This is a genomic window from Nocardia asiatica NBRC 100129 (genome assembly GCF_000308415.1).
Classification (GTDB): domain Bacteria; phylum Actinomycetota; class Actinomycetes; order Mycobacteriales; family Mycobacteriaceae; genus Nocardia; species Nocardia asiatica.
Genome location: NZ_BAFS01000288.1, coordinates 1 through 20,618, shown reverse-complemented (window position 1 = coordinate 20,618; position 20,618 = coordinate 1). Strand labels below are relative to the sequence as shown.

The 20,618-nt window shown below is 68.1% G+C and carries 20 protein-coding genes; 11 read left to right on the top strand and 9 right to left on the bottom strand.

The window, feature by feature from the left end:
- The 6 genes from ON27_RS28225 to ON27_RS28200 all read left to right on the top strand — a co-directional run.
- Positions 1-1,064, top strand: a 1,064-nt coding sequence (locus ON27_RS28225; protein ID WP_218003046.1) for a hypothetical protein, incomplete at its 5' end; no start/stop codon positions are given.
- A gap of 308 nt (positions 1,065-1,372) precedes the next feature.
- Entirely contained in the window at positions 1,373-2,233 is an 861-nt protein-coding gene (locus tag ON27_RS43200) for a hypothetical protein (RefSeq protein WP_157227370.1), read from the top strand.
- On the top strand, positions 2,230-3,081 hold the full coding sequence (locus tag ON27_RS28215; protein WP_157227369.1) for a class II fructose-bisphosphate aldolase: 852 nt from the start codon (positions 2,230-2,232) through the stop codon (positions 3,079-3,081). Before ON27_RS43200 ends, ON27_RS28215 begins: the two co-directional genes overlap by 4 nt.
- A gap of 1 nt (position 3,082) precedes the next feature.
- Positions 3,083-3,832: a dTMP kinase gene (locus ON27_RS28210; RefSeq protein WP_043734237.1), complete on the top strand. Its 750-nt coding sequence runs from the start codon at positions 3,083-3,085 to the stop codon at positions 3,830-3,832.
- Positions 3,825-4,493, top strand: a complete 669-nt coding sequence (locus ON27_RS28205) for an HAD family hydrolase (RefSeq protein WP_218003045.1) — start codon at positions 3,825-3,827, stop codon at positions 4,491-4,493. The genes ON27_RS28210 and ON27_RS28205 overlap by 8 nt, the downstream gene beginning before the upstream one ends.
- A gap of 5 nt (positions 4,494-4,498) precedes the next feature.
- Positions 4,499-5,533 carry a zinc-binding metallopeptidase family protein gene (locus ON27_RS28200; RefSeq protein ID WP_157227368.1) on the top strand — a complete coding sequence of 345 codons (1,035 nt, stop codon included), beginning with the start codon at positions 4,499-4,501 and terminating at the stop codon, positions 5,531-5,533.
- Positions 5,534-5,552: 19 nt separating this feature from the next.
- On the opposite strand, the gene ON27_RS28195 is transcribed toward ON27_RS28200, so the two are convergent.
- On the bottom strand, positions 5,553-6,293 hold the full coding sequence (locus ON27_RS28195; protein ID WP_043734234.1) for a glycoside hydrolase family 25 protein: 741 nt from the start codon (positions 6,291-6,293) through the stop codon (positions 5,553-5,555).
- 74 nt (positions 6,294-6,367) lie between these two features.
- Positions 6,368-7,705 (bottom strand): glucosylglycerate hydrolase, encoded by a 1,338-nt coding sequence (gene ggh / locus ON27_RS28190; RefSeq protein ID WP_043734233.1) that lies wholly within the window; start codon positions 7,703-7,705, stop codon positions 6,368-6,370.
- 226 nt (positions 7,706-7,931) lie between these two features.
- On the opposite strand from ggh, the gene ON27_RS28185 reads away from it, so the two are divergent.
- The gene (locus ON27_RS28185; protein ID WP_043734232.1) at positions 7,932-8,621 is read left to right on the top strand and encodes an SDR family oxidoreductase; all 690 of its coding nucleotides are present in this window, start codon (positions 7,932-7,934) and stop codon (positions 8,619-8,621) included.
- A 310-nt stretch (positions 8,622-8,931) separates the two neighbouring features.
- Here ON27_RS28185 and leuS read toward each other — a convergent pair whose 3' ends face one another.
- A complete protein-coding gene (gene leuS / locus ON27_RS28180) occupies positions 8,932-11,778 on the bottom strand; it encodes a leucine--tRNA ligase (RefSeq protein ID WP_043734230.1) in 2,847 nt (948 codons plus the stop codon).
- Positions 11,779-11,940: 162 nt separating this feature from the next.
- On the opposite strand from leuS, the gene ON27_RS28175 reads away from it, so the two are divergent.
- A complete protein-coding gene (locus ON27_RS28175) occupies positions 11,941-12,348 on the top strand; it encodes an SdpI family protein (RefSeq protein ID WP_043734228.1) in 408 nt (135 codons plus the stop codon).
- Positions 12,349-12,360: 12 nt separating this feature from the next.
- On the opposite strand, the gene ON27_RS28170 is transcribed toward ON27_RS28175, so the two are convergent.
- From ON27_RS28170 to ON27_RS28150, 5 genes are all read right to left on the bottom strand, one after another.
- Positions 12,361-12,741 (bottom strand): cupin domain-containing protein, encoded by a 381-nt coding sequence (locus ON27_RS28170; protein ID WP_043734226.1) that lies wholly within the window; start codon positions 12,739-12,741, stop codon positions 12,361-12,363.
- A 118-nt stretch (positions 12,742-12,859) separates the two neighbouring features.
- On the bottom strand, positions 12,860-13,765 hold the full coding sequence (locus ON27_RS28165) for an aminotransferase class I/II-fold pyridoxal phosphate-dependent enzyme (RefSeq protein ID WP_373282799.1): 906 nt from the start codon (positions 13,763-13,765) through the stop codon (positions 12,860-12,862).
- A gap of 125 nt (positions 13,766-13,890) precedes the next feature.
- Positions 13,891-14,925, bottom strand: a complete 1,035-nt coding sequence (locus ON27_RS28160) for a 3-oxoacyl-ACP synthase III family protein (RefSeq protein ID WP_043734225.1) — start codon at positions 14,923-14,925, stop codon at positions 13,891-13,893.
- A gap of 8 nt (positions 14,926-14,933) precedes the next feature.
- Positions 14,934-15,593, bottom strand: coding sequence for an SRPBCC family protein (locus ON27_RS28155; RefSeq protein ID WP_043734224.1), 660 nt, complete (start codon positions 15,591-15,593; stop codon positions 14,934-14,936).
- Between the two features lie 58 nt (positions 15,594-15,651).
- Positions 15,652-17,451, bottom strand: coding sequence for a thiamine pyrophosphate-binding protein (locus ON27_RS28150; protein ID WP_043734223.1), 1,800 nt, complete (start codon positions 17,449-17,451; stop codon positions 15,652-15,654).
- 135 nt (positions 17,452-17,586) lie between these two features.
- Here ON27_RS28150 and ON27_RS28145 point away from each other — a divergent pair, with 135 nt between their 5' ends.
- From ON27_RS28145 to ON27_RS28135, 3 genes are all read left to right on the top strand, one after another.
- Positions 17,587-18,117, top strand: a complete 531-nt coding sequence (locus tag ON27_RS28145) for an EXLDI protein (RefSeq protein WP_043734221.1) — start codon at positions 17,587-17,589, stop codon at positions 18,115-18,117.
- A gap of 112 nt (positions 18,118-18,229) precedes the next feature.
- The gene (locus ON27_RS28140) at positions 18,230-19,204 is read left to right on the top strand and encodes a daunorubicin resistance protein DrrA family ABC transporter ATP-binding protein (RefSeq protein WP_043734219.1); all 975 of its coding nucleotides are present in this window, start codon (positions 18,230-18,232) and stop codon (positions 19,202-19,204) included.
- A complete protein-coding gene (locus ON27_RS28135; protein WP_043734216.1) occupies positions 19,201-19,971 on the top strand; it encodes an ABC transporter permease in 771 nt (256 codons plus the stop codon). The genes ON27_RS28140 and ON27_RS28135 overlap by 4 nt, the downstream gene beginning before the upstream one ends.
- Before the next feature lie 60 nt (positions 19,972-20,031).
- On the opposite strand, the gene ON27_RS43195 is transcribed toward ON27_RS28135, so the two are convergent.
- Positions 20,032-20,618 (bottom strand): zf-HC2 domain-containing protein (locus tag ON27_RS43195; protein ID WP_157227367.1); only part of this gene is annotated, 587 nt, incomplete at its 5' end.

The following is a 20,618-nucleotide window of genomic DNA, read 5'->3' as shown; positions in this document are numbered from 1 at the left end:
AAGAGGCCACCGCTGCCATAGAACGAATCCTGGCCTCAGCGAGGGGGCTGGGCAACATCGGTCTGGGGGCGTGTGAAGGCCCTCGAGATGGAGCGCGAGTCATCAGCGTAGCCGGCGACGACTCCGCCGACATCCATGTCTATTGCGATCCGATCGATGGGACATTGAATGCCGCGTGCGGTGGTCCGCGCGCGCACAGCGTCGTCGCATTCACCTCGGCGCGACCGTCGTCCGAACGCCGCGCAGTTCCTGACGCCCAATCCATCTTCGCGATCGGCAGCCATCGGCTCGATGTCGCGGACGCGTTCGACCGCCCACGTCGCTGGCGCGATCTGCTCGCGCAGCACCTGCACGACGTCGGCGTGACCACGGCTGTTCTGCACCGCGACGACAACATTGCGATGCTCCGGGCGATCGCGGGTGACCGTGCGGAACCATTCGTCGTCGGCAGTACCTCCGGGTATCGCCCGAATCTCGCGGGCGACGGATGGATCGCCGTGGGCGATGCGACGATCACCTTGCCGTTCGAATGCGACCTCGAATTCGGCCGTCTCGGTGCGGTGGAGGCTCAGATCCAGTCGGCGCTGTACCCGAGCTGGGTCGGTTTGGTGGTGTCCCGCGATCGAATCCGCGAATCGGCCGACGGCTTGTGTGGGTACGTTGATCGGTATCTCGGCGGACGTGCGCGAGGTGACATGGAAGAACTCGCCGCACTGTTCACCGAGCAGGAACTGGCGCGGTTCCGGGCCGAGAACAGGTCGCTCGGTGACGTCACGACCCCGCTGACGCCGGACTGCTTCGGCATCGGCCGGGACGCCGTTGTCGCGATCGCCGCCTTGAGTTCTTCCGCTGATCCGCTGCTCGAAGGCTCTATCGAGGTCGTCCCCGACCCGATTTGGAACTCGGAACGGGGCAGCTTGGACATGGAGGTTCTAGTAGTGGCAGGCCGTACGGTCACCAAAAAGTGGAAGTCCGTTGCGGTGGAGGGAAATCCGGCACTGTCTCCGCTCGTCCAGCAGAAGTACCGGTCGCAGCGCGGAGTTGGGGGCGAAGCAGCACGATGACAGGCAGTAGCGACTGGGAGCACCGAATTCTGAGCCGGGAGTTCGAGGGCGAAGGGTGTTGCTTCGCGGACATGGACGGCGATGGTGAGTGTGAAGTGGTGGCAGGCGCTCGGTGGTGGAAGACGGACGGTTCCGCGAACGTCGACTTCCGGCTGACGCCTATGACGTGGCTGCCGCCATGGGGAGGCGGGAATCGTACCGACCCGCACGCGCACCTCCGTGAAGGCGGTGGTCCGCCACAGTATCGCGCTGCCACCTACGACTGGCCGCTAGCCGGGCCCGCCGGAGTGCCGACTCCAGTGCTCTCGGTGGGCATGCATCTGGATCCAGTCTATTGGTACATGCGTCGAGCCGGCGCGCGTCATTGGCAACGACACGAAGTCGCCAGAGGTGGCATTTACGAATCCGCGGTATTCGCCGAGCTGGATCGTTCCGGAACTACGGGTTTGGTCACGGTACCGGAGCGTCCGCGGCTTGCCTGGTACGAACCCGGCCGCGATCCGACCGCGCCTTGGCTCGCGCATCCGATCGGTTCCCGTGGTGGCAATTGGCACGGGCTCGGGGTCGGTGCGTTGGAATGTGGCGGGGCTCCGTGTGTTCTCACACCTTCAGTGGTCTACGAGAGCGAAGACGACATTCGCCGACCGTGGAAGTCCGCGCCACTCAGACAGATCGATCCTGACGGCCAAATGCACGACGGACTCGGCGACGTGCACATCATTCACACGCACAGCGTCGGAGGAGCCGAACCCAGCCTTTTCGCTGCGAGTCCGCATGGACTGGGACTGTGGCGCTGGGACCTCGTGAGCCTCGACGGATCGACCCGAACGTATCAGCGCTACGACCTGGAAACGGCGACATCTCAGCTGCACGCGCTCGCGGTGCTGCCGGCCGCCGATTTCGAGGACGTGGACGCATGGGTTGTGACGGGGAAGCGGTGGCAAGCGCACGGTCCGCATCACGATATAGATCCGGCGGGGGCTCCTGTGCTTTTCCGGGTCGGCATCTATCGGGATCCGCTGCGGCAGCCTCGCATAGAAGGCATCGATACGGCCAGTGGCGTCGGGCTGCAGATCGCGGTGCGTCGACTGGACGACGGTCGGATGCAGATCGCCACCTCGAACAAGTTGGGCGTTCACTTATTCACGGAATCGAGAGGATCACGATGACGGGACATGCCAGGCCAACGACCGAACTGTTCGGGCGCCTACGGTCGGACCAGGCCTTGTGCGCATTCAATGTCGAAAACTTCGACACACTGAAACCGGCGATGACCGCAGCCGGCGAGAAGAAATGTCCTGTGATCATCGCGTGGACCGTTCCGGCCGCTCGATATCTCGGCTATGCGTCGACCGCTCGTCTGGTCGGCGCTCTGGCCGAAGACTACGGTGTCGAATACGCGTTGCACCTCGATCACTGCGAGTCCGGAGACGAGATCAGGCAGGCTGTCGATGCCGGATGGACCTCGGCAAACTTCCTCGACGAAGGGGCCATCGCCCCGAACAGCTATCTGCCCACCGCTCAGGCTCTGCGCGCCGAATTCGGTGCATCCATATCGTTGGAGTTCGTACTCGGCCAACTCGGTCACATCGAGCACGAGCACGGTCACGGCTCCCCCGCCGGTGCGACAGCGGCCGACGTCGCCGCCTTCGCCGCGGCTTGCCAACCGGACATCCTAGGTTTCGAATGCGGTTCCCTGCACGGGATGCGATCCCGGGAGCAGGACATCGATATCGAGCTTATCGAACAGGTATCGCAGCAGACCGGATTGCCGATCGTCCTGCACGGTTCTTCAGGCGTGCGTACCGAAGCATTGCAGAAGGGCATCGACGCCGGGATCAGAAAGGTGAACATAGAAACAGCCGTACGGGCAGCCTATTTGGAAACCGTGCGTGCTGAAGTGAACGGAGAAGGCCCGGGAGCTCGCAAGCCGCGATATCTGACGAAGGCGACCGATGCGGCGTTGCACGAGACCTACACCGCGTTCCTCGATTCCTATACGTTGCGCACCAGTTGACATGGCAGACAACGCGATGTCCAAGGCGCGGCTCCACCAGTCGGCGAGCGGCTCGGCAGGCGAACACGTGGGAACCGTGCTGCTCGCCGTCTCCGGTCTGGACGGGTCGGGGAAATCGACGCTGGTGCGGAAGGTGGTCGATGATCTCTCGGCGGTGGGGAAATCGGCAGCGGCGATCAAGGTTCCCGATCTGTACACCTGGAGCTTGCTCGAAGAGTTGGGTAGGGGCGACGAGCCCTACGCGCCGTATGCCTTCGACGCGGACCGGATCAGCCTGGCGCTCAACCTGGAAAGGTTCTCTCGGTTGCGCGATCTTCTCACGAGTCAGCCTGCGGAGACCGACTTCCTGGTAATCGATCGGTTCCTTCTCGATTGGGCTGCGGTGGGTCGTGCCTTCGGCAGCGGCGAACACGAGCTAGTCCTGCTCAGAGGTATCGCGCGCCTGATGAAGCTGCCCGTGTTGTCCTTCTTCATCGAGGTCAGTCCTGCGGTGGCGGATAAGCGGATAACCGATCGCGGCAGGACCGGCGATCCGCGCGAAGGCCTGCACTATCTGACTCGGGCATACGAGTGCTATTGGACGATGATCGAGAGTCCGCAGTTCGATCCGCACATTCTCGACGGCGAGCTGCCGCCGAAGGATCTCTCCGCCGCGGTGCTGTCACATCTGCGCGACCGGGGCTTCCTCGCAGGAGACGCGACGAGCAAAGCATCATCTCCGGTGCGTGACGTAGGTGTCGAAGTTGGCTGAGGAAACCGTATCGGCCGCCCGCGCGATCCTGTTCGTCGACGTGGACGGCACGTTGATACCCGAAACTTCCTCGGGGATCTTTCTCGCTGCGAAACTCGGCCATCTGGAGGAGATGGTCGAAGCGGAGTCGGCCTACAACGCGGGGCGCATCGGTAATCACGAGGTATGCGCCATCGACGCCGCTGGATGGGCCGGGTGGAGGCAGCACGCCGTCAGAGATCTGCTCGATGACCTACCGCTGGTGGATGGCATCCCGGAAACCGTCCGCTGGTGCCGATCCCGAGCTGTCGTGCCGATCCTCACCACGCTCGCCTGGCAGCCGGTGGGCGCCTACTTGTCACACCGCTTCGGGTTCTCCGGCTACTGCGGTCCCGACCTCGATGTCGAAGGCGGCAGCTACACCGGCGGAGTGGCGCTGGATTTCGATGAGTTCGACAAGCGCGATTTCGCAGCGGCCAAGGCCCGGCAGCTCGGTCTCGCCATGCGACATTGTGCTGCAGTCGGAGACAGCCGATCGGATATTCCGCTTTTCGAACGTGTCGGTTGCCGTATAGCGTTCAACGGCTCTTCGATCGCCCGAGAGTCGGCCGACTTCTCAGTGGAGGGGAAAGATTTGCGATCGATCATCCCGGTCGTCGAGCGATGGCTGGAGCAGGGGTGAGCTCCGTGGAGGCGCTGATCGAAGCGATGGGCACCGAGATCGGCCACGCGTTGATTCCGTTGCTGCGCGCGGATGCGCCGAGTCAATTCGTGCAGCTGGCACTCGCAGCGCAGATCAGGAAGATCTGCGCGCAGCTGGGACTGCCGCTGCCCGTAAAGCGGGCAGGAAATCTTGTTGTCGGAGAACTAGAGACGGCGCGCTTCGTGCTGTCGGCGCACCTGGACGAGGCATCCTTCACCGTCCTCGGCGTCTCGGATGATTTGACCTGGCTTGCGCCGCTGCATCGGATGGACCTGGACCGGATGCCCGCGGTCCGCTTGGTCGGCATCCGCGACGACGTGCTCTGGATGGGCTCCGGTTCGACGCTTTTCCGAGCGGATGGGCGCCTTTTCGGTCGATTCGGCACCGACGTGCGATTGGGTGATCGCGCGGTGTACGACACGCAGATCAGTGCTGACGGAAGATGGCTGAGCGGGAAGGCGGTCGACGACCGCGCCGGGGCGGTGGTCGCTCTGTTCGCGGCTGCCGAGCTGAGCAAGCGTGGCATTTCGGCAGCCGTGGTGTTGAGCGATGGCGAGCAAAACGTTCCCGACGGGTATTTCAGCCGGACCTTTCCGCACGTCCTGGGGCTGTTGCGGGACGATTGCATGATCGTTTTCATCGACGGCATTTTCGAGGACGGGCTGCGCCGCGCCGGACTGGCCGGACCTCAGCCCGGCGCGCTGGTCGTTCCACACACCGCAGACGGGCGCGGCTATTCGGTACCGCCTCTGCTGTTCGCGCGGCTGCGTGACGACATCGTGCCCAGCGCGCGAGCCCATGGCATCGACGTGCGGTTGACCGATGCTTACCACAGCCGCGGCGACGACTGGGGCATGGTGTGCAATCCGGTATCAGGGGTGGATCACCAGGCCTTCTTCGTCAGTTTCGGCGGTGCCGGGGTCACAGCCCAGTCGCGGACAATCGACACCCTCGGCTTGGCGCACTGCTCGCTCTTCGTCATCGAAGCAGTCTCGCGAATAGCGGAACGCGGCTGCTGAGTCGGCGTGGAGTGCCCTGTCAGCCGCTGCCGGTGCCGCCGCTCATGTTCGCGTAACGGGCGAAATCGCCTTGAGCGCCGCTGTATACGTTCAGGTCTACGCGGCCCGATATGCCGGGGATGCTGCCGCTGTCGGTGGTCTGCCAGAACGTCCAGGCGGGCCAGCCGCCGGGGACCTCGGGTTGAGCGTTGCCGCGATAGTCGGCGATCCACAGGGGGTACTCGGAGAACTCGCTGGTGTCCGCCATAGCGGTGCGCCAGAAGTTGGGATAGGTGTAGACGATCGGGACGCGGCCGGTGAGCGCCTGCACGGTGGTCAGGTAGCGGCGGGTCCAGTTGATCAGGGCCGCCGGGGCGAGACCGCCGGAGTCCTCCAGGTCCAAGACCGGCGGCAGATCGAGCGGTCCGTTCTGCCCCAGCACCACCGCCGCGTACATCGCGGCCTGCGGTTCGGGCGGCAGGTTGGGCCGGGCGTAGTGATAGGTGCCGCGCGCCAGACCGGCCGCGCGCATCAGCAGGCTGTCGGGCACGAAGTACGGGTTGACGTAGCTGAGCCCCTCGGTGGCCTTGACCATGGCGAAGTTGTGGCCGGAACGCTTGACCGCGAACCAGTCGATCGGGCTTCCGCCGGTGTGCTGCCAGGAGGAGACATCCGGGCCGGTCGGCGCGGCGGCCGCGGGCGACGTGGCGACGAGGACGCCGGACAGTGTGATCAGAGACAGCGCCGCGGCGCGGCGGGTGGTCGACCTCCAGGTGTCCATGCCGGACGACGATAGCCATTCGCTCTGACTGTTACCAGTGTGACCGATGGGGTGTCAGAACTGTTCGCGCGCGCTCAGCCCAGCCAATCCAGGACCGACGCGGCCGTCCACGACTGCTGCATACTCCCGAGGGGTTCGCCCGTGAACGGTTCGTAGTACTCGGCGAAGCTGCCGTCGCTGGCCTGGCGCAAGCCCTCGGCGCGCAGCATGAACGAGCGCTCGGCCCAGCCGCGCCTGGCGAAGACCCAGGAGAACAACCAGCTCATCACCGGCCACACCGGGCCGCGCCAATACTCGCGCGAACGGAAGTCCTTGGACACCGGCGAGGTGGAGGGCGGCAGCGCGTAGCGTAGATCGGGGTGGCCGCAGAAGCGCGGGCCCTCGAACAAGCGCAGCAAGGCGCGCTCGGTGTCGCGGGGGAGACCGCCGCACAGCAGCGGCGCGAACATCGAAAGCGTCTCGGTGCTGATCCAGCGCTGCAACCGCACGTCGAAGTCGCGGGCCGCGCCGGTCCTGGCGTCGGTCGTCGCGACGACACCGGCGCGGAACCGGTCGGCCCACGCGTAGAGATCGCGGACGTCCGCGTGCGGCTGCTTGTACTCCTCGCCGATATTGGCCAGCACCTCGCAGGCCAGCGCGAAGATGCCGGTGACGAACACGTCCTCGACGGCGAAGCTCATGGTGGAGGCGAGCTGGTAGTCGTCGTAGCCCGCCCGGCGCATCTGCTCGACCAGCCACAGGTAGCGGTCGTACTCGCGGTCGGTGGGGCGCTGGCTCGGATCGGCGACCACCAGCACGTCCTCGCGGCGGTAGGGCGGCAGGTCGCCGGGGACGACGTGCTCGTAGGCGCGGTCCCAGCGCGGTGAGTTGTCCATTCCGGACTCCCAGCCGTGATACAGCGTGATGCGGCCGGTCTCCTTGGGATCGCGCGCGTGCGCCAGCCAGCGGTGCCAGCGCACCAGATCCGGCCAGCGCCGGTTCAGGAACTCCTCGGCCACCGCCCTGGTGCTGCGGCCGTGCCTGCGCGAATGGTCCAGGATCCGCTGCACCGCGATGGCGTGCACCGGCGGCTGGGTGATCCCCGAGGTGTCCGGGCCGTCCGGCGCGTTGGCGGCCAGCTTGCGGCACTCCCAGCGGGCCGGGCCGGGGAAGTAGCCGTCCACACCGTTGGCGAAGACGATGTGCGGGATCATGCCGTTCTTCCACTGCGCCGAGAGCAGGGTGTCCAGCTCGATCACCGCCCGCTCCACGCTCAGCGGCGCGAGCCCGACCGCGACGAATGCCGCGTCCCAGCTCCACATGTGCGGGTACAGCCGCGGCGCCGCGCTGGTCATCGTTCCCAAATCGTTCCCGCGCAGCAGGTAGGCAGCGCGGGCCGCGAGCTGGGTTGGGGTGAAGCCCGGATGTGCCATCCCCCTATTCTGCGATGTCACCCGCAGATATGCCCGCTCAGCGGCGTCCGTTTCGTCCCCGTCCCATCGGCCCGCGGCCGGTTGTTGTTCGGCGGTTCTCACTCTCGAATGCCCCGTCCGTGATTCGCTGCTCGAGATTCTCAGTCGATTTAGCCCGCATCGCCAGTCGTTCGTCCAGTACTACGGGTTTTTACGCCTCACTCCCACAGCCGGTTACGGTGGGGCCATGACTTCGGCCGCGACCGCGAAACCGACCGCGTTGATCACCGGCGCCAGCCGCGGCCTCGGCGCCGCGATCGCCCGCGAGCTCGCACCCACCCACGACCTGCTGCTCGGCGCGCGCTCGGCGGAGTCGTTGCGCGGCATTCTGACGGAACTGCCCGCCGCGCGGGGGTGGCCGGTCGAGTTGACCGATTACGCCGCCGTCGCCGCGGCGGTCGCGCCGATCCGGAGCCTGGACGTGCTGGTGCACAACGCGGGCATCGCCGATCTCGGCACCATCGCGGGGTCCACGGTGCAGCAGTGGCGCAACACCCTGGAAGCGAACCTCATCGCGGTGGCCGAGCTCACCAGACTGCTGCTGCCCGCGCTGCGGGCCGGGCAGGGCCACGTGGTGCTGATCAACTCGGGCGCGGGGCTACGCGCCAACGCGGGCTGGGCCTCCTACGCGGCGAGCAAGTTCGGGCTGCGCGCCTTCGGTGACGCGCTGCGGCTGGAGGAGCCGCAGTTGCGCGTGACATCGATCCATCCGGGCCGCATCGACACCGACATGCAGCGGGAGATCATCGCGGGGGAGGGGCGCGAGTACCGGGCCGAGGATTTCCTCACGCCCGAGACGGTCGCTTACACAGTGCGTTCCGCCATCGACACTCCGCGCGACGCGCATCCCACGGAGGTCGTGCTCCGGCCGTACTGAGCACCGGCGCCACCAGGGCTTCCGTCCGCGCAGGCATGCTCGCCGTGGCGGCTGTACCGGCGATTCGATGCGGAAGCGGCTTTCGCGCGAGCGTGCTCACCGTGGCGGGTGTACCGGCGGTTCGATGCGGGAGCGGCTTTCGCGTGGGCGTGCTCGCCGCGCCGGGCGGCGTGCGAGGCCGCTCGGTCGCGGCTCGTGGCCGCCCGATGCGAGTCCGAGGTGCCGCCGCCGCCGTCGCGGAGGACGAGCGGGATCAGGTGCGGACGAACACCGTCACCGCGGGCGCGCCGCTCACGATGGCCGGTACGCCTCAGGCGACGATGTTGACCAACCGCCCCGGCACCACGATCAGCTTGCGCGGCGCGGCACCGTTCAGCAGCGCGGCGATCTTCTCGTCCGCGAGCGCGGCCGACTCGATCGTCGCGTTGTCGGCGTCCGCGGGCACCTGAATCCGGCTGCGCACCTTGCCGTTCACCTGGATCGGGTACTCCACCGACTCGTCCACCAGCAGCGCGGGATCGGCGACCGGGAACGGGCCGTGCGCCAGGGACGCGGTGTGGCCCAGCCGCTCCCACAGCTCCTCGGCGATGTGCGGGGCCAGCGGGGCCAGCATCAGCACCAGCGGCTCCACCACCGAGCGCGGCGCGCCGTCCGGGTAGCTCTTGGTCAGGTGGTTGGTGAGCTCGATCAGCTTGGCGCCCGCGGTGTTGTCGCGCAGCGCGGCGAAATCCTCGTCCACGCCCGCGATCGTCTTGTGCAGCAGGCGCAAGGTCTCCTCGCTCGGCGTGGTGTCGGTGACCCGCAGCGCGCCGGTCTCCTCGTTCACCACCAGGCGCCAGGCCCGTTGCAGGAACCGGTGCGCGCCGACGACGTCCTTGGTGGCCCACGGCCGCGAAGTGTCCAGCGGGCCCATCGCCATCTCGTAGAAGCGGAAGGTGTCCGCGCCGTACAGATCGCACATCTCGTCCGGCGAGATGGCGTTCTTCAGCGATTTCCCGATCTTGCCGTATTCCTGGAACACCGGAATCTCGGCGCCCGTGGCGTCGGTCCAGAAGAACTCGCCGTCGCGTTCCACCACCTCGGCGGCGGGCACGTAGGCGCCGCGCTCGTCGGTGTAGGCGTGCGCCTGGATGTAGCCCTGGTTGAACAGCCGCCGGTACGGCTCGCTCGCGGACACCTCACCCAGGTCGTAGAGCACCTTCTGCCAAAAGCGGGCATACAGCAGGTGCAGCACCGCGTGCTCGACGCCGCCGACGTACAGGTCGACGCCGCCCGGATCGTTCTCCCCGCCGACCTCGGCGCGCGGACCCAGCCAGTACGCCTCGTTCTCCTTGGCGCAGAACGTTTCCGCGTTCGTCGGGTCGGCGTAGCGCAGCTCGTACCAGGAACTGCCCGCCCACTGCGGCATGACGTTGGTGTCCCGGCGGTAGCGCTTCGGCCCGTCACCCAGGTCCAGTTCCACTTCCACCCAGTCGGCTGCCTTGGCCAGCGGCGGGGAAGGCTCGGAATCGGCGTCGTCGGGATCGAAGGTCACCGGGGCGAAATCGTCCAGCTCCGGCAGCGACACCGGCAGCATGGATTCCGGCAAGGCGTGGGGCGCGCCCTGCTCGTCGTACACGATCGGGAACGGCTCGCCCCAGTAGCGCTGGCGGGCGAACAACCAGTCGCGCAACTTGTACTGAACGGTGCCCTTACCGTGGCCGTCGGCTTCCAGCCGGGCGATCATCGCCGCTTTGGCCTCCTCGACGGACAAGCCGTCGAGGTAGTCGGAGTTCACCAGCGCGCCCTCGCCGGCATGGGCGCCCTTGTCCAGGTCGCCGCCGCTGATGACCTCGATGATCGGCAGGCCGAGGGCGGAGGCGAATTCCCAGTCGCGATGGTCGTGCCCGGGCACGGCCATGATCGCGCCGGTGCCGTAGCCGCTGAGCACGTAGTCGGCGATGAAGATCGGCACGGCCTTGCCGTCGGCCGGGTTGATCGCGTAGTTGCCCAGGAAGACGCCGGTCTTCTCCTTGTTCTCCTGGCGCTCCAGATCGGACTTGGCCGCGATCGACTTGCGGTAGGCGGCCACGGCGTCGGCCGGGGTGGCCGCGCCCTCGTTGGTCCAGCGCGGGTCGGTGCCCGCGGGCCATGCGGCCGCGGTCAGCTTGTCGACCAGCTCGTGTTCGGGGGCGAGCACGACGTAGGTGGCGCCGAACAAGGTGTCGGGCCGGGTGGTGAAGACCTCGATCTGCTCGCCGTCGGCGTCGAACTTCACCTGCGCGCCGCGGGATCGCCCGATCCAGTTGCGCTGCATGGCTTTCACGTTCTCCGGCCAGTCCAACCGGTCCAGGTCGTCGACCAGCCGATCGGAGTAGGCGGTGATGCGCATCATCCACTGCCGCAGCCGCTTACGGAACACCGGGAAGTTGCCGCGCTCGCTACGGCCGTCGGCGGTGACTTCTTCGTTGGCCAGCACGGTGCCCAGGCCGGGGCACCAATTGACCATCGAATCGGTCTGATACACCAGGCGATGGGAGTCCAGCAGAGCGCCGCGTTCGGCGGACGACAGCGAGTCCCAGGACTTGCCGTCCGGGACGGCCCGCGCGCCGGACGCGAATTCGGCCGCCAGCTCGGCGATCGGGCGGGCCCGGTTCAGTTCCGTGTCGTACCACGCGTTGTAGATCCGCAGGAAGATCCACTGCGTCCAGCGGTAGTACTCCGGATCGGTGGTCGCGAACGAGCGGCGGCGGTCGTGGCCGAGACCGAGGCGATCCAGCTGGCGCTGCATCGTGGCGATGTTCGACTCGGTGGTGTCGCGCGGGTGCGCGCCGGTCTGCACCGCGTACTGCTCGGCGGGCAGGCCGAACGCGTCGTAGCCCAGGGCGTGCAGCACGTTGCGGCCGTGCATCCGGTGGTAGCGCGCGAAGACGTCCGTGGCGATGTAGCCGAGCGGATGCCCGACGTGCAGGCCCGCGCCCGACGGGTAGGGGAACATGTCCTGGATGAACAACTTGTCGGCCGGGGTGGGGCCCGCCAGCGGCCCGACCGGGTTCGGCGCATGGAAGGTTCCGCGCTCGTCCCACGTCCGCTGCCACCGGCGCTCGATGCGGCCGGCAAGCTCCGCGTTGTACCGGTGCTCTGGTACATCGCTTTCGGTTGCGCGTGTGTCTTGCACGGTCCTGCCTTCTTGTGGTCGCCGATCCCCGACAAACTTCGTCTATCAGGGTAGAACGTCCCCGCCGCAGGACCGAAAATCGGGCTCACCTGGACTTTGATCCGGTTCGCCTGCGGGCCGCCCGTCGGGGGCCGCTCGGCGCCGATGCGCTAGCCTGCATAGGTGTTCGTCGTCGCTCTCGTCCTGTTCGTGCTGGCTGTCGTGGCCGTCACAACCGGCGCACTCGGGCTGACCGGCCGGTTGCCCCGCAATCGTTTCTTCGGTGTGCACACCGAAGCCGCGCTCTCCACCGACGACACGTTCCGCGTCGCCAACCGGGTCGCCGCGCCCACATCGATCGGGGCGGGCGCACTGCTGTTCGCCGGCGGTCTGGTCGCGCTGGCCGCCAGCGGGATCGTCGCGCTCGTGGTCGCCGCCGGTGCCGCCGTGGTCGCGCTGTTCACCCTCGGCGCGGGCGCGAACGCCGCCGCCCAGGCGGCCGAGGCCATCGCCCCGCCGCCCGCGACCGGCGGTTGCGGCAGCTCCTGCGGCGCGTGCTCGCTCCGCGACGCCTGCCAGCCCGCGAGCTGAGACCGGCGCGCGTCACCGTCCTCGGGCACACTCCGGTGGCGGGATGCCGCGCGACAGCGGGCTGCCGACCGGTGTGAGGTAGAGCACGCACAGCAGTACCGGCGTCGTCCCGAGATTGCGGGCCACGTGTGGATGACGCGGCCCGCTCGGTTCCCGGAAGACTCGCCACCGCCGGTAGGTGACCGGCGCGCAGTCCGCGCCGGGATGATCGAGGGTGCCGCGGGCGACCAATACGAACAGGGTGCCGTCGTGATAGTGCCACCCGCTGCTGCCGCCCGGCTCGATGATCGTCTGGCGCAGGACGAACGCCCGACGGCCTACCGCGAACCGGAACAGCACACGACTCGCGGTCCCGTGCGCGGGCGCCGCGTTCGCCTCGAATTCGCCCCACATCCCTCGATCGAACCATCTCCGCCCGGCGACCCCAACCTTCTCGGACGCGGGCGGATCTCCGCATACGACTGGTGCGAGGAGCAGAGCGGCCGTCGGCGTGCGGCTGCGCCCCGGAGGGTCACGGGGTGTGCGTCAGAAGCGCTTGCAGGACCGCGTGGTCGGCGGAGGGATCACCGACGGCGATCCGGGCGCTGCCGTCCGGGTAGGACTTCGCGGCGATCCCCGCGCGCCGCAGAACGGTGGTGATGCCGGGGCCTGGGACGTACAGGAAGTTGGCGTGGCTGCGCGGTATCGCGAATCCGCGCGCCACCAGTGCGGCACGAAGCGCGTCGCGCTCCTCGGTGATGCGCAGGGTTCGCGCCGCGAGTTCGGGTTCGGCGGCGTAGGAGGCGGCGACCGCGGCCACCGCCGCCGCGCTCAGCCCGAAGGGCAGTTGCAGCTTGCTCACCCGCGCGACCAGTTCGGGCCTGCCGAAGGCGTAGCCGATCCGCAGCCCGGCCAAGCCGTACGCCTTCGAGAAGGTACGCAGGACCAGCAAGTCGGGGTGCTGGGCGATCAGTTCCCGCGGGTCGACGTACTCGGCGGCGCCGAGGAATTCGACGTACGCCTCGTCGAGGATCACCGTAACCCGGGAGGGCACGTCGGAGAGGAATGCCTTCAGCTCGTCGGCCGGAAGAACCGTTCCGGTGGGATTGTGCGGACGGCACACCACGACCAGGGCGGTGCGCCGGTCGACGGCGCGGCGCATCGCCCGCAGGTCCTGGTTGCCCGCCGCGTCCAGCGGCACGGGCACGGCTTCGACGCCGGTCATCTCGGCCATGATCGGATAGCCGTCGAAGGTGGGCGCGCCGTAGACGATCTCCGATCCCGGCGTGGTCAGCGTCTGCATGATCTGCAGCGCCACGCCGGTCGCCCCCGCGCCGACCACCACCTGATCCGCCCGCACACCCACGTGCCGGGCGATCAGCGACGGCAGCCGGCGCGGCAGGAACTCCGGATACCGGTTGGCGTGCGCCAGCGTCATGTGCACCGCCCGCAGCACCGAAGGCAGCGGCGGGAACGGGTTCTCGCTCAGGGCGAGGTCGAACCGCGGCGGCACCCGGGCCGCCCGGTGCCGACGGGAGGGCCTGGTGCCGTCGACGAGCACGCTCATCTTGCGGCTCCCCAGCGGACCGCGGCCGCGCCCGCGAAGTCGCCCGCGTGCGCGAACGCCGCCATCAGGACCAGCGATCCGTTGCGCAGCCGTCCCGCCCGGTTCTCCACGTCCAAAGTCACCGGGATACCGGCGGCGAACAGGTTCCCGCAGGAGTCGAAGGTGTCGGGATGACGCTGCTGCGGCAGCTCCAGCGCGTCGCGCCAGTTGCGCAGGAACAGCCGGTTCGGCTGGTTGGTGACGAACGTGTCGACGTCGCGTCCCCGCACGCCGATCCGATCGCACACCGCGAGGGCCACTTCCGGAACCAACCGGTTGCCGCGGGAGAACACCTTGGCCACCTTGGACTCGGTGAAGCTGACGCACGCCTGGCCCTCGCCCGGCTCCCAGTACTTGCGCTCGCCGTGGGTGGAGAACTCCATGTCGCCGGCGAATTCGGGATAGGTGCGGGTTTCGATGTCGAGAATCGGCGCGCTGTCGTCCTTGCGGAGCAGTCCGACCCCGCACCCGTCGCCGGGCACCGGCGCCTGGGCCAGCTTGCGGATCTCGGTCTGGGTGAACACCGGTCCGGCGCAGTTCTGGGTGGCCGCGATCAGCGCGGTGCGGGCGGAGGTGGTCTGCAAGACCATGCGGGCCATCGCCATCATGTGCACGAACGCCGCGCACCCGCTGTTGTGCACGTCGTAGACGAACGAGGGACGGATACCGAGCCGTCGCGCCACTTCGGGGCCGCAGCCGAGCACCGGATTGTCCGGCAGCTGGGTGTGCGTGATCAGTACGTCGACCTCGGCGACGGCATCGGCGCCGTGGCGCTCGATCAGCGGCGCGACGGCGCGTTCGACCATGTCCACCGCGGTCTCCCCGCGCGCCACGTGGTGGCGGCCTTTGGGTGCGCGGAACATGACGTTCTTCGCCATCCTGTCCGAGCGGGCGAACTGGGTGAAGTATTCGGTGCCGACCGGTTCGCCGGGCAGATAACCGGCCACATCGATGAGGCTGACCGGCGGCAGGCCGGAGGTGTCCTGATACATGGCGGGCCTCACTTCATCCAGTCGGGCTTGACGGGCAGGCCGTGCGCGGCCCGGTACTCGCAGATGGCCTTGAGGTTGTCCATCTCCAGCTGGTGACCCGCCGAGAACATCTCCCAGAAATCACCGACCCACTCCGGCCGCTGCGGCGGCGCGGTCTCGGGAAAGGGGTTCTCGTCGTAGAAGGGGTGCTTGCAGTTCACCCACAGCACCACCGAACCCGGCTTGTCGAACACCACTCGGGCATCGACCACGCGCAGCAGGTAGATCATCCACAGGTGCTTCGCCTGGTCCCACGCGCAGTGGTAGTCGACCGTCATCGCGTCCGGGTTCGCGACGGTGCGGGTGAAGATCTGGGTCTCCGCGCCCAGCCGGTCGTAGGCCGACCAGAGTCCGGGTTCGTCGGTCTCCACGAACTCGCGCAGGCCGTAGGTCCACTCCTCCATCGAGCGAGGGTCGGCGAGGTACTCGTAGACCTCGCGCGGCGGCGCGTCGATGTAGCCCTGCACCGGGCAGTACTCACCGTAGATCTGGTCGTGCGGATACACCGACCGCAGCATGTCCACGATGATCGGCTCGGTCGCGTCCTTGTCGGAGTTCTCGATGCGGAGCACACCCGGCAACGCGCCTTCCGGGATATCGCCGAGTGCGGGGACGGGACTGGTGGTCATAGGGGTACTCCTTGGCAGGCATGGGCGCGGCGCCGTTGCCGGGCGAAACGGGCGTTCATCAGGGGTTCCGGGATTGCTCGATGGTGGTCAGGAACGGCAGGAACGGGGGAATCTCGTCGGGGTCGCAGTCGATCGAGACGAACGACGGCCCCTCGGCTTCCAGACAGCGCCGCAGCGCCGCGGCGAGGTCGGCGGCGGTGTGCACCGAGAACGCGGGCAGGCCCGGGAACATCGCGGCCACGCCCGCGCCGAGGTAGGCCGGACGGAATCGGTTGAAGCTGTAGCGATCTCGGTAGTACAGCTGTTCCCTGGTCAGGCACATGGCGTGCGCGTTGTTGTTCAGCACGACGAAGGTGACCGGCAGCGCGTGCTCGATCGCGGTGTGCAGCTCCAAGCCGTGCATGTAGAAGGCGCCGTCACCGGCGATCACCACCGTGCGCCGCACGCCGTCCGGTTTCGCGTGGCGCGCGAACGCGGACCCGATCCCCGCGCCGAACGCGTAACCCATCCCGCCCATGCCCAGCGCGACCACGAACCGCCCGCCGCGCGGCACCCGCAGATGGTGCACCACGGCCGCGCCGGTGTTGCCCGCGTCGGCGAACACATCGGTGCCCTCGGGCAATGCGGCGTCGATCGTCTCGACCAGATCCCGATAGCGCACACCGGGACCGGAGGCGGCGGGCACGCGCAGGGAGGTCAGTGGTTGCGCCGCGCGGACACGCTCGGGTCCGGCGCTGCTGTGGTCCGGGTGGTCGGTGAGCGTCGGGTTGCGGGGATGTTCGGGTGCGGCGCTGCTGTGGTCCGGTTCGTCGGCGAGTGTCCGGGTGCGGGGATGTTCGGGTGCGGTGCCGCCGTCGTCCAGGGCGTCGGCGAGGTCGGTGAGCGTCCGCGAGAGATCGGTGCTGGTCGCGTGGATGGCGGGCAGGTACGGCGGCGCGACGCCGATGCTCGCCACCGTGCGGTCGGCGAGCGCGGGCTCCGAGCCGGCGCGGGCGGGGACCGGCAATCGGGTGCCGACCAGCAGGCACAGCGCCGAAGACCGGATGGCCGCCGCCAATTCCGGGTGGCCCATGCTGCCCGCGACGCCGCAATAGCTCGGATCGGTGTTGTCGTAGGCGTCTTTCGCGTCCGGCGCCACACCGACGGCGGCGTCCAGTGCCGTCGCCAGGCGGGCGAGTTGGTCGCGCGCGTCGTCGCGCGCCACCTGGTCGCCCGCGACGATCACGATCTTCCCGGTGTGCCGCGCGGTGTCGAGCGCGGCGCGAACTCGGGCGATTCCAGCGAGGTCGTGACTGTGGGTTCGTGGGGCCGGACGAAACGGCGGCAGGTCGGTCGCGTCGGCCTGCTGCACGTCTTTGGGCAACAGCAGTACCGCCGGGCCGCCGCGCCGGGCGGCGCGCACTGCCCGGTCCAGCTGTTCCGGCAGGTCGGCGGCGTTTTCCACGCGGGCGCAATACGTGCTGACCGCGTCGAAGAGACGGACGGCGTCGATCGTGCCCGCGCGCCCGCTGGTGTCCTGGAACGCGCCGTTGCCTTCCAAGGCGGCAGGCGGCTGCCCGACCACCGCGAGTACCGGTACGCGGGAGGCGAACGATTCGGCCAGCCCGGCGACGAGGTTCATCGCGCCCCCGCCCGAGGTCGCCGCGACGACGCCCATTCCGCCGGTGGAGCGGGCGTAACCGTCGGCCATGGTGGCCGCGGCGAATTCGTGTTTGGCGACCACCCCGGTGACGTGGTCCGGCGCGTCGAAGATCGCGTCGTACAGGTCCTCGATATTGGCGCCGTCCACTCCGAAGACGTGGCGCACCCCGAGCGCCGAAACCGCTTGCACCAGATAGTCCACGACCCGAGGCGGCATCGGCGCTCCTTCCCGCTGCGAGAGTCGATTGCGTACACGAGTGATACGGAGCAGGCTGCCGAACGGTTCAACGGAAGATCAGGCGATGCGCGCGGCCCACTTGCGTGTACGTATACATCTACGTATAGTTGGGGCATGCCGAACAAGACGATCTACGTAGCCGACGACGACCTGCCGCTTTTTCAGCGGGCGCAGGAGCTGGTCGGCGGCAACCTCTCGGGGGCGGTGGTCACGGCACTGCGCCGGTTCATCGAACTCGAGGAGGGTCGGCTGGAAGGCTATGACGAAATCGTGCTCAAGGTCGGTCGCGACGGTGTGCGACAGGTCCGCTTCTCCGGCACTCTGCTCGGAGAGTGGCACGACGTCAACGATACGCGGATCGAACATGTCCAGGTGTATCGCAGCCGCAAGGGCAAATACGTGATGCACGCGCAGTATTCGAACTGGGACGAGTATCCCGCCGAAGCGGGGACGAAGTGGCTCAAGGACTGGCGGGATCCGAAGAGCTGGCGTCGCCTGCTCGGCGTCGGCCAGCAGGACTGGGGCGATTTCCTCTTCGTCGTCGTGGATTCCCTCGATGAGTTGAAGGGGCAGCTGCCCGACAAGCTGTATCGGCGGGTGATCGACCTGGCCGAAGGGCCGAAGATCGAGGACCTGGACATCTAACCCCTCGCGCCTGGCGCGACAACCGGCATTCGACAGCACCGCACCCTGGGGGCGGTGTGGATAACACATGCGTACATTCGCATGCTCATATGTATTTCAGAAAGGAAGACCCATGGTCAACGGCCAGCGCACACCCGCCGTTTCGGTGCGGGGCCTGCGCAAAGCGTTCGGCGAGCACGTGGTGCTCGACGGGATAGACCTCACCGTCGCGGAGGGCACGGTCTTCTCGCTGCTCGGGCCGAACGGCGCGGGCAAGACCACCACCGTGCAGATCCTCACCACGCTGACCCAGCCCGACGCCGGGGAGATCCGGGTGGGCGGCCACGATGTGCGCGCCGAGCGCAGGCAGGTGCGCGCGCAGATCGGGGTGACCGGCCAGTTCTCCGCCGTCGACGAACTGCTCACCGGGCGGGAGAACCTGCTGATGATGGGCGACCTGCACCACCTGCCGCGGCGCGAGACCCGCAGACTGGCGGCCGACCTGCTGGAACGCTTCGACCTGACCGGCGCGGCGGACAAGACGGTGGCCACTTACTCCGGCGGCATGACCAGGCGGCTCGACCTGGCCATGACCCTGGTGGGCGATCCGCGCGTCATCTTCCTCGACGAGCCGACCACCGGGCTCGACCCGCGCAGCAGGCGAGCGATCTGGGACGTCATTCGCGGGCTGGTCGACGACTACCGCGTCACGGTCTTCCTCACCACCCAGTACCTGGAGGAGGCCGACCAGCTCGCCGACCGCATCGCGGTGCTCGACCGGGGCAAACTCGTCGCCGAGGGCACCGCGGCGGAATTGAAGCGGCTGGTGCCGGGCGGGCACATTCGCTTGGAGTTCGCCGATCGGCTCGCGCTGACCGCGGCGGCCGACGCGCTCGGCGTCCTCGCCCCGGCGCAGGAGGACGACGGGGAGAACCTCACCCTAGCGGTGCCCAGCGACGGCGGCGTGAAATCGCTGCGCACCGTGCTGGAACGGCTCGACTACGAGCGGATCGAGGTCGAGGGCCTGTCCGTGCACACGCCGAATCTCGACGACGTCTTCCTCACCCTCACCGGGCACCCCACCACCGAAAAGGAAACCGTGCGATGAGTTCCATGTCCTACGCGCTCGCCGATTCGGCGACCATGCTGCGGCGCAACCTGCTGCACGTCAAGCGCTACCCGAGCATGACCTTCAGCATCATCGTGATGCCCACGGTGCTGCTGCTGGTGTTCAACTTCGTCTTCGGCGGCGCGCTGGAGAAGTCCTCCGGCGGGAACTACATCGACTATCTCGCGCCCGGCATGCTTTTGCTGCTCCCGGCCTATCTGACCGTCTCGGTCGCGGTGTCGATCGCCACCGACACGAGCAAGGGCATCGTGAACCGGTTCCGCACCATGGACATCACCCAGTCGGCCATGCTGACCGGTCACGTTGTCGGCGCGCTGATCCAGGCGATGATCGGCGTCGCCGCGATGGTCGGCGTCGCACTGCTCATCGGCTTCCGCCCGAACGCGAACCCGGTCGAGTGGCTCGCCGTGTTCGGGCTGCTCGCGTTGGTGACGTTCGCGCTCACCTGGTTGTCGGTGGCGCTCGGGCTGTTGGCGCCGAATCCGGAGAGTGCCAGCAACACGCCCTTCCCGCTGGTGATGCTGCCGTTCCTCGGCAGCGGTCTGGTCGCCACCGACACCATGCCCGCGGGGCTGCGTCAGTTCGCCGAGTATCAGCCGTTCACCCCGATCACCGAGACCGTTCGCGGACTGCTGATGGGCACCGAGATCGGCGCGAATGGAATCGTCTCGCTCGCCTGGTGCGTCGGCATCGCGGTGGCCGGGTACCTGTGGTCGTCCTCGATCTTCCGGCGGCAGACGCGCTGAGAGTCACGGTGCGCGAGCGATCCCCCGCGGGCAGTGCCCTGCGGGGGATCGTCCGTTCGGTCAGACCGTGCCGGTGAGCAGCACCTTCCCGCTGTTCGCCGCGCGAATCTCGACCGAGCGGACTTGGTCGGGCGTGCCGTCGATGGTTCGGTCGATGGTCAACTCGGTGCCGGGGCCCGCGGGCCACTCGTCGAGTCTCTGCTGCTGGCCGCTGGTGCTGGTGACATACAGCGCGAGATCCGAGCTGTAGCTCAGGGGCTCCCCCGGGGGATAACTGCAGGACATCACCAGCCGCGTCCGTTCGCCCGCCGGGACGAGTTTGAAGCTGGCCGAGACCGGCGTCGGCTCCAGCGGAGTCATCTGGCGTTCGACGAACGCCTGCTCGCTGGTGCCCGGCTCCGGCGAGCCGTCCGATCCGGACACCGAGACCGCGATCGGCACCGCGATCGCCGCCGCCGCCGCGGCCGAGGCCACCGCGATGCCCACCGACGTCCACCCGCTGCGGCGGCGGCGCCGCTCGGCCGCGTCGGCGAGCCGCGGTGGCGGCGGGAATGTGGGCATGGGCGGTGGCGGCGGGAGTGTGGGCATCGGCGGCGGCGCCGATTCCGCCGTGAACTCGTCCGCTCCCGCGGCGGGCTCGATCATCG

Coding starts and splice junctions, on each gene's coding strand:
- ON27_RS28140 (WP_043734219.1), top strand. CDS start 18,230: ATGGTCAACGGCCAGCGCACACCCGCCGTTTCGGTGCGGGGCCTGCGC.
- ON27_RS28155 (WP_043734224.1), bottom strand. CDS start 15,593: ATGACCACCAGTCCCGTCCCCGCACTCGGCGATATCCCGGAAGGCGCG.
- ON27_RS28135 (WP_043734216.1), top strand. CDS start 19,201: ATGAGTTCCATGTCCTACGCGCTCGCCGATTCGGCGACCATGCTGCGG.
- ON27_RS28215 (WP_157227369.1), top strand. CDS start 2,230: ATGACGGGACATGCCAGGCCAACGACCGAACTGTTCGGGCGCCTACGG.
- ON27_RS28170 (WP_043734226.1), bottom strand. CDS start 12,741: ATGTGGGGCGAATTCGAGGCGAACGCGGCGCCCGCGCACGGGACCGCG.
- ON27_RS28145 (WP_043734221.1), top strand. CDS start 17,587: ATGCCGAACAAGACGATCTACGTAGCCGACGACGACCTGCCGCTTTTT.
- ON27_RS28195 (WP_043734234.1), bottom strand. CDS start 6,293: ATGGACACCTGGAGGTCGACCACCCGCCGCGCCGCGGCGCTGTCTCTG.
- ON27_RS28160 (WP_043734225.1), bottom strand. CDS start 14,925: ATGTATCAGGACACCTCCGGCCTGCCGCCGGTCAGCCTCATCGATGTG.
- ON27_RS28210 (WP_043734237.1), top strand. CDS start 3,083: ATGGCAGACAACGCGATGTCCAAGGCGCGGCTCCACCAGTCGGCGAGC.
- ON27_RS28185 (WP_043734232.1), top strand. CDS start 7,932: ATGACTTCGGCCGCGACCGCGAAACCGACCGCGTTGATCACCGGCGCC.
- ggh (WP_043734233.1), bottom strand. CDS start 7,705: ATGGCACATCCGGGCTTCACCCCAACCCAGCTCGCGGCCCGCGCTGCC.
- ON27_RS28150 (WP_043734223.1), bottom strand. CDS start 17,451: ATGCCGCCTCGGGTCGTGGACTATCTGGTGCAAGCGGTTTCGGCGCTC.
- ON27_RS28165 (WP_373282799.1), bottom strand. CDS start 13,765: ATGACGCTGGCGCACGCCAACCGGTATCCGGAGTTCCTGCCGCGCCGG.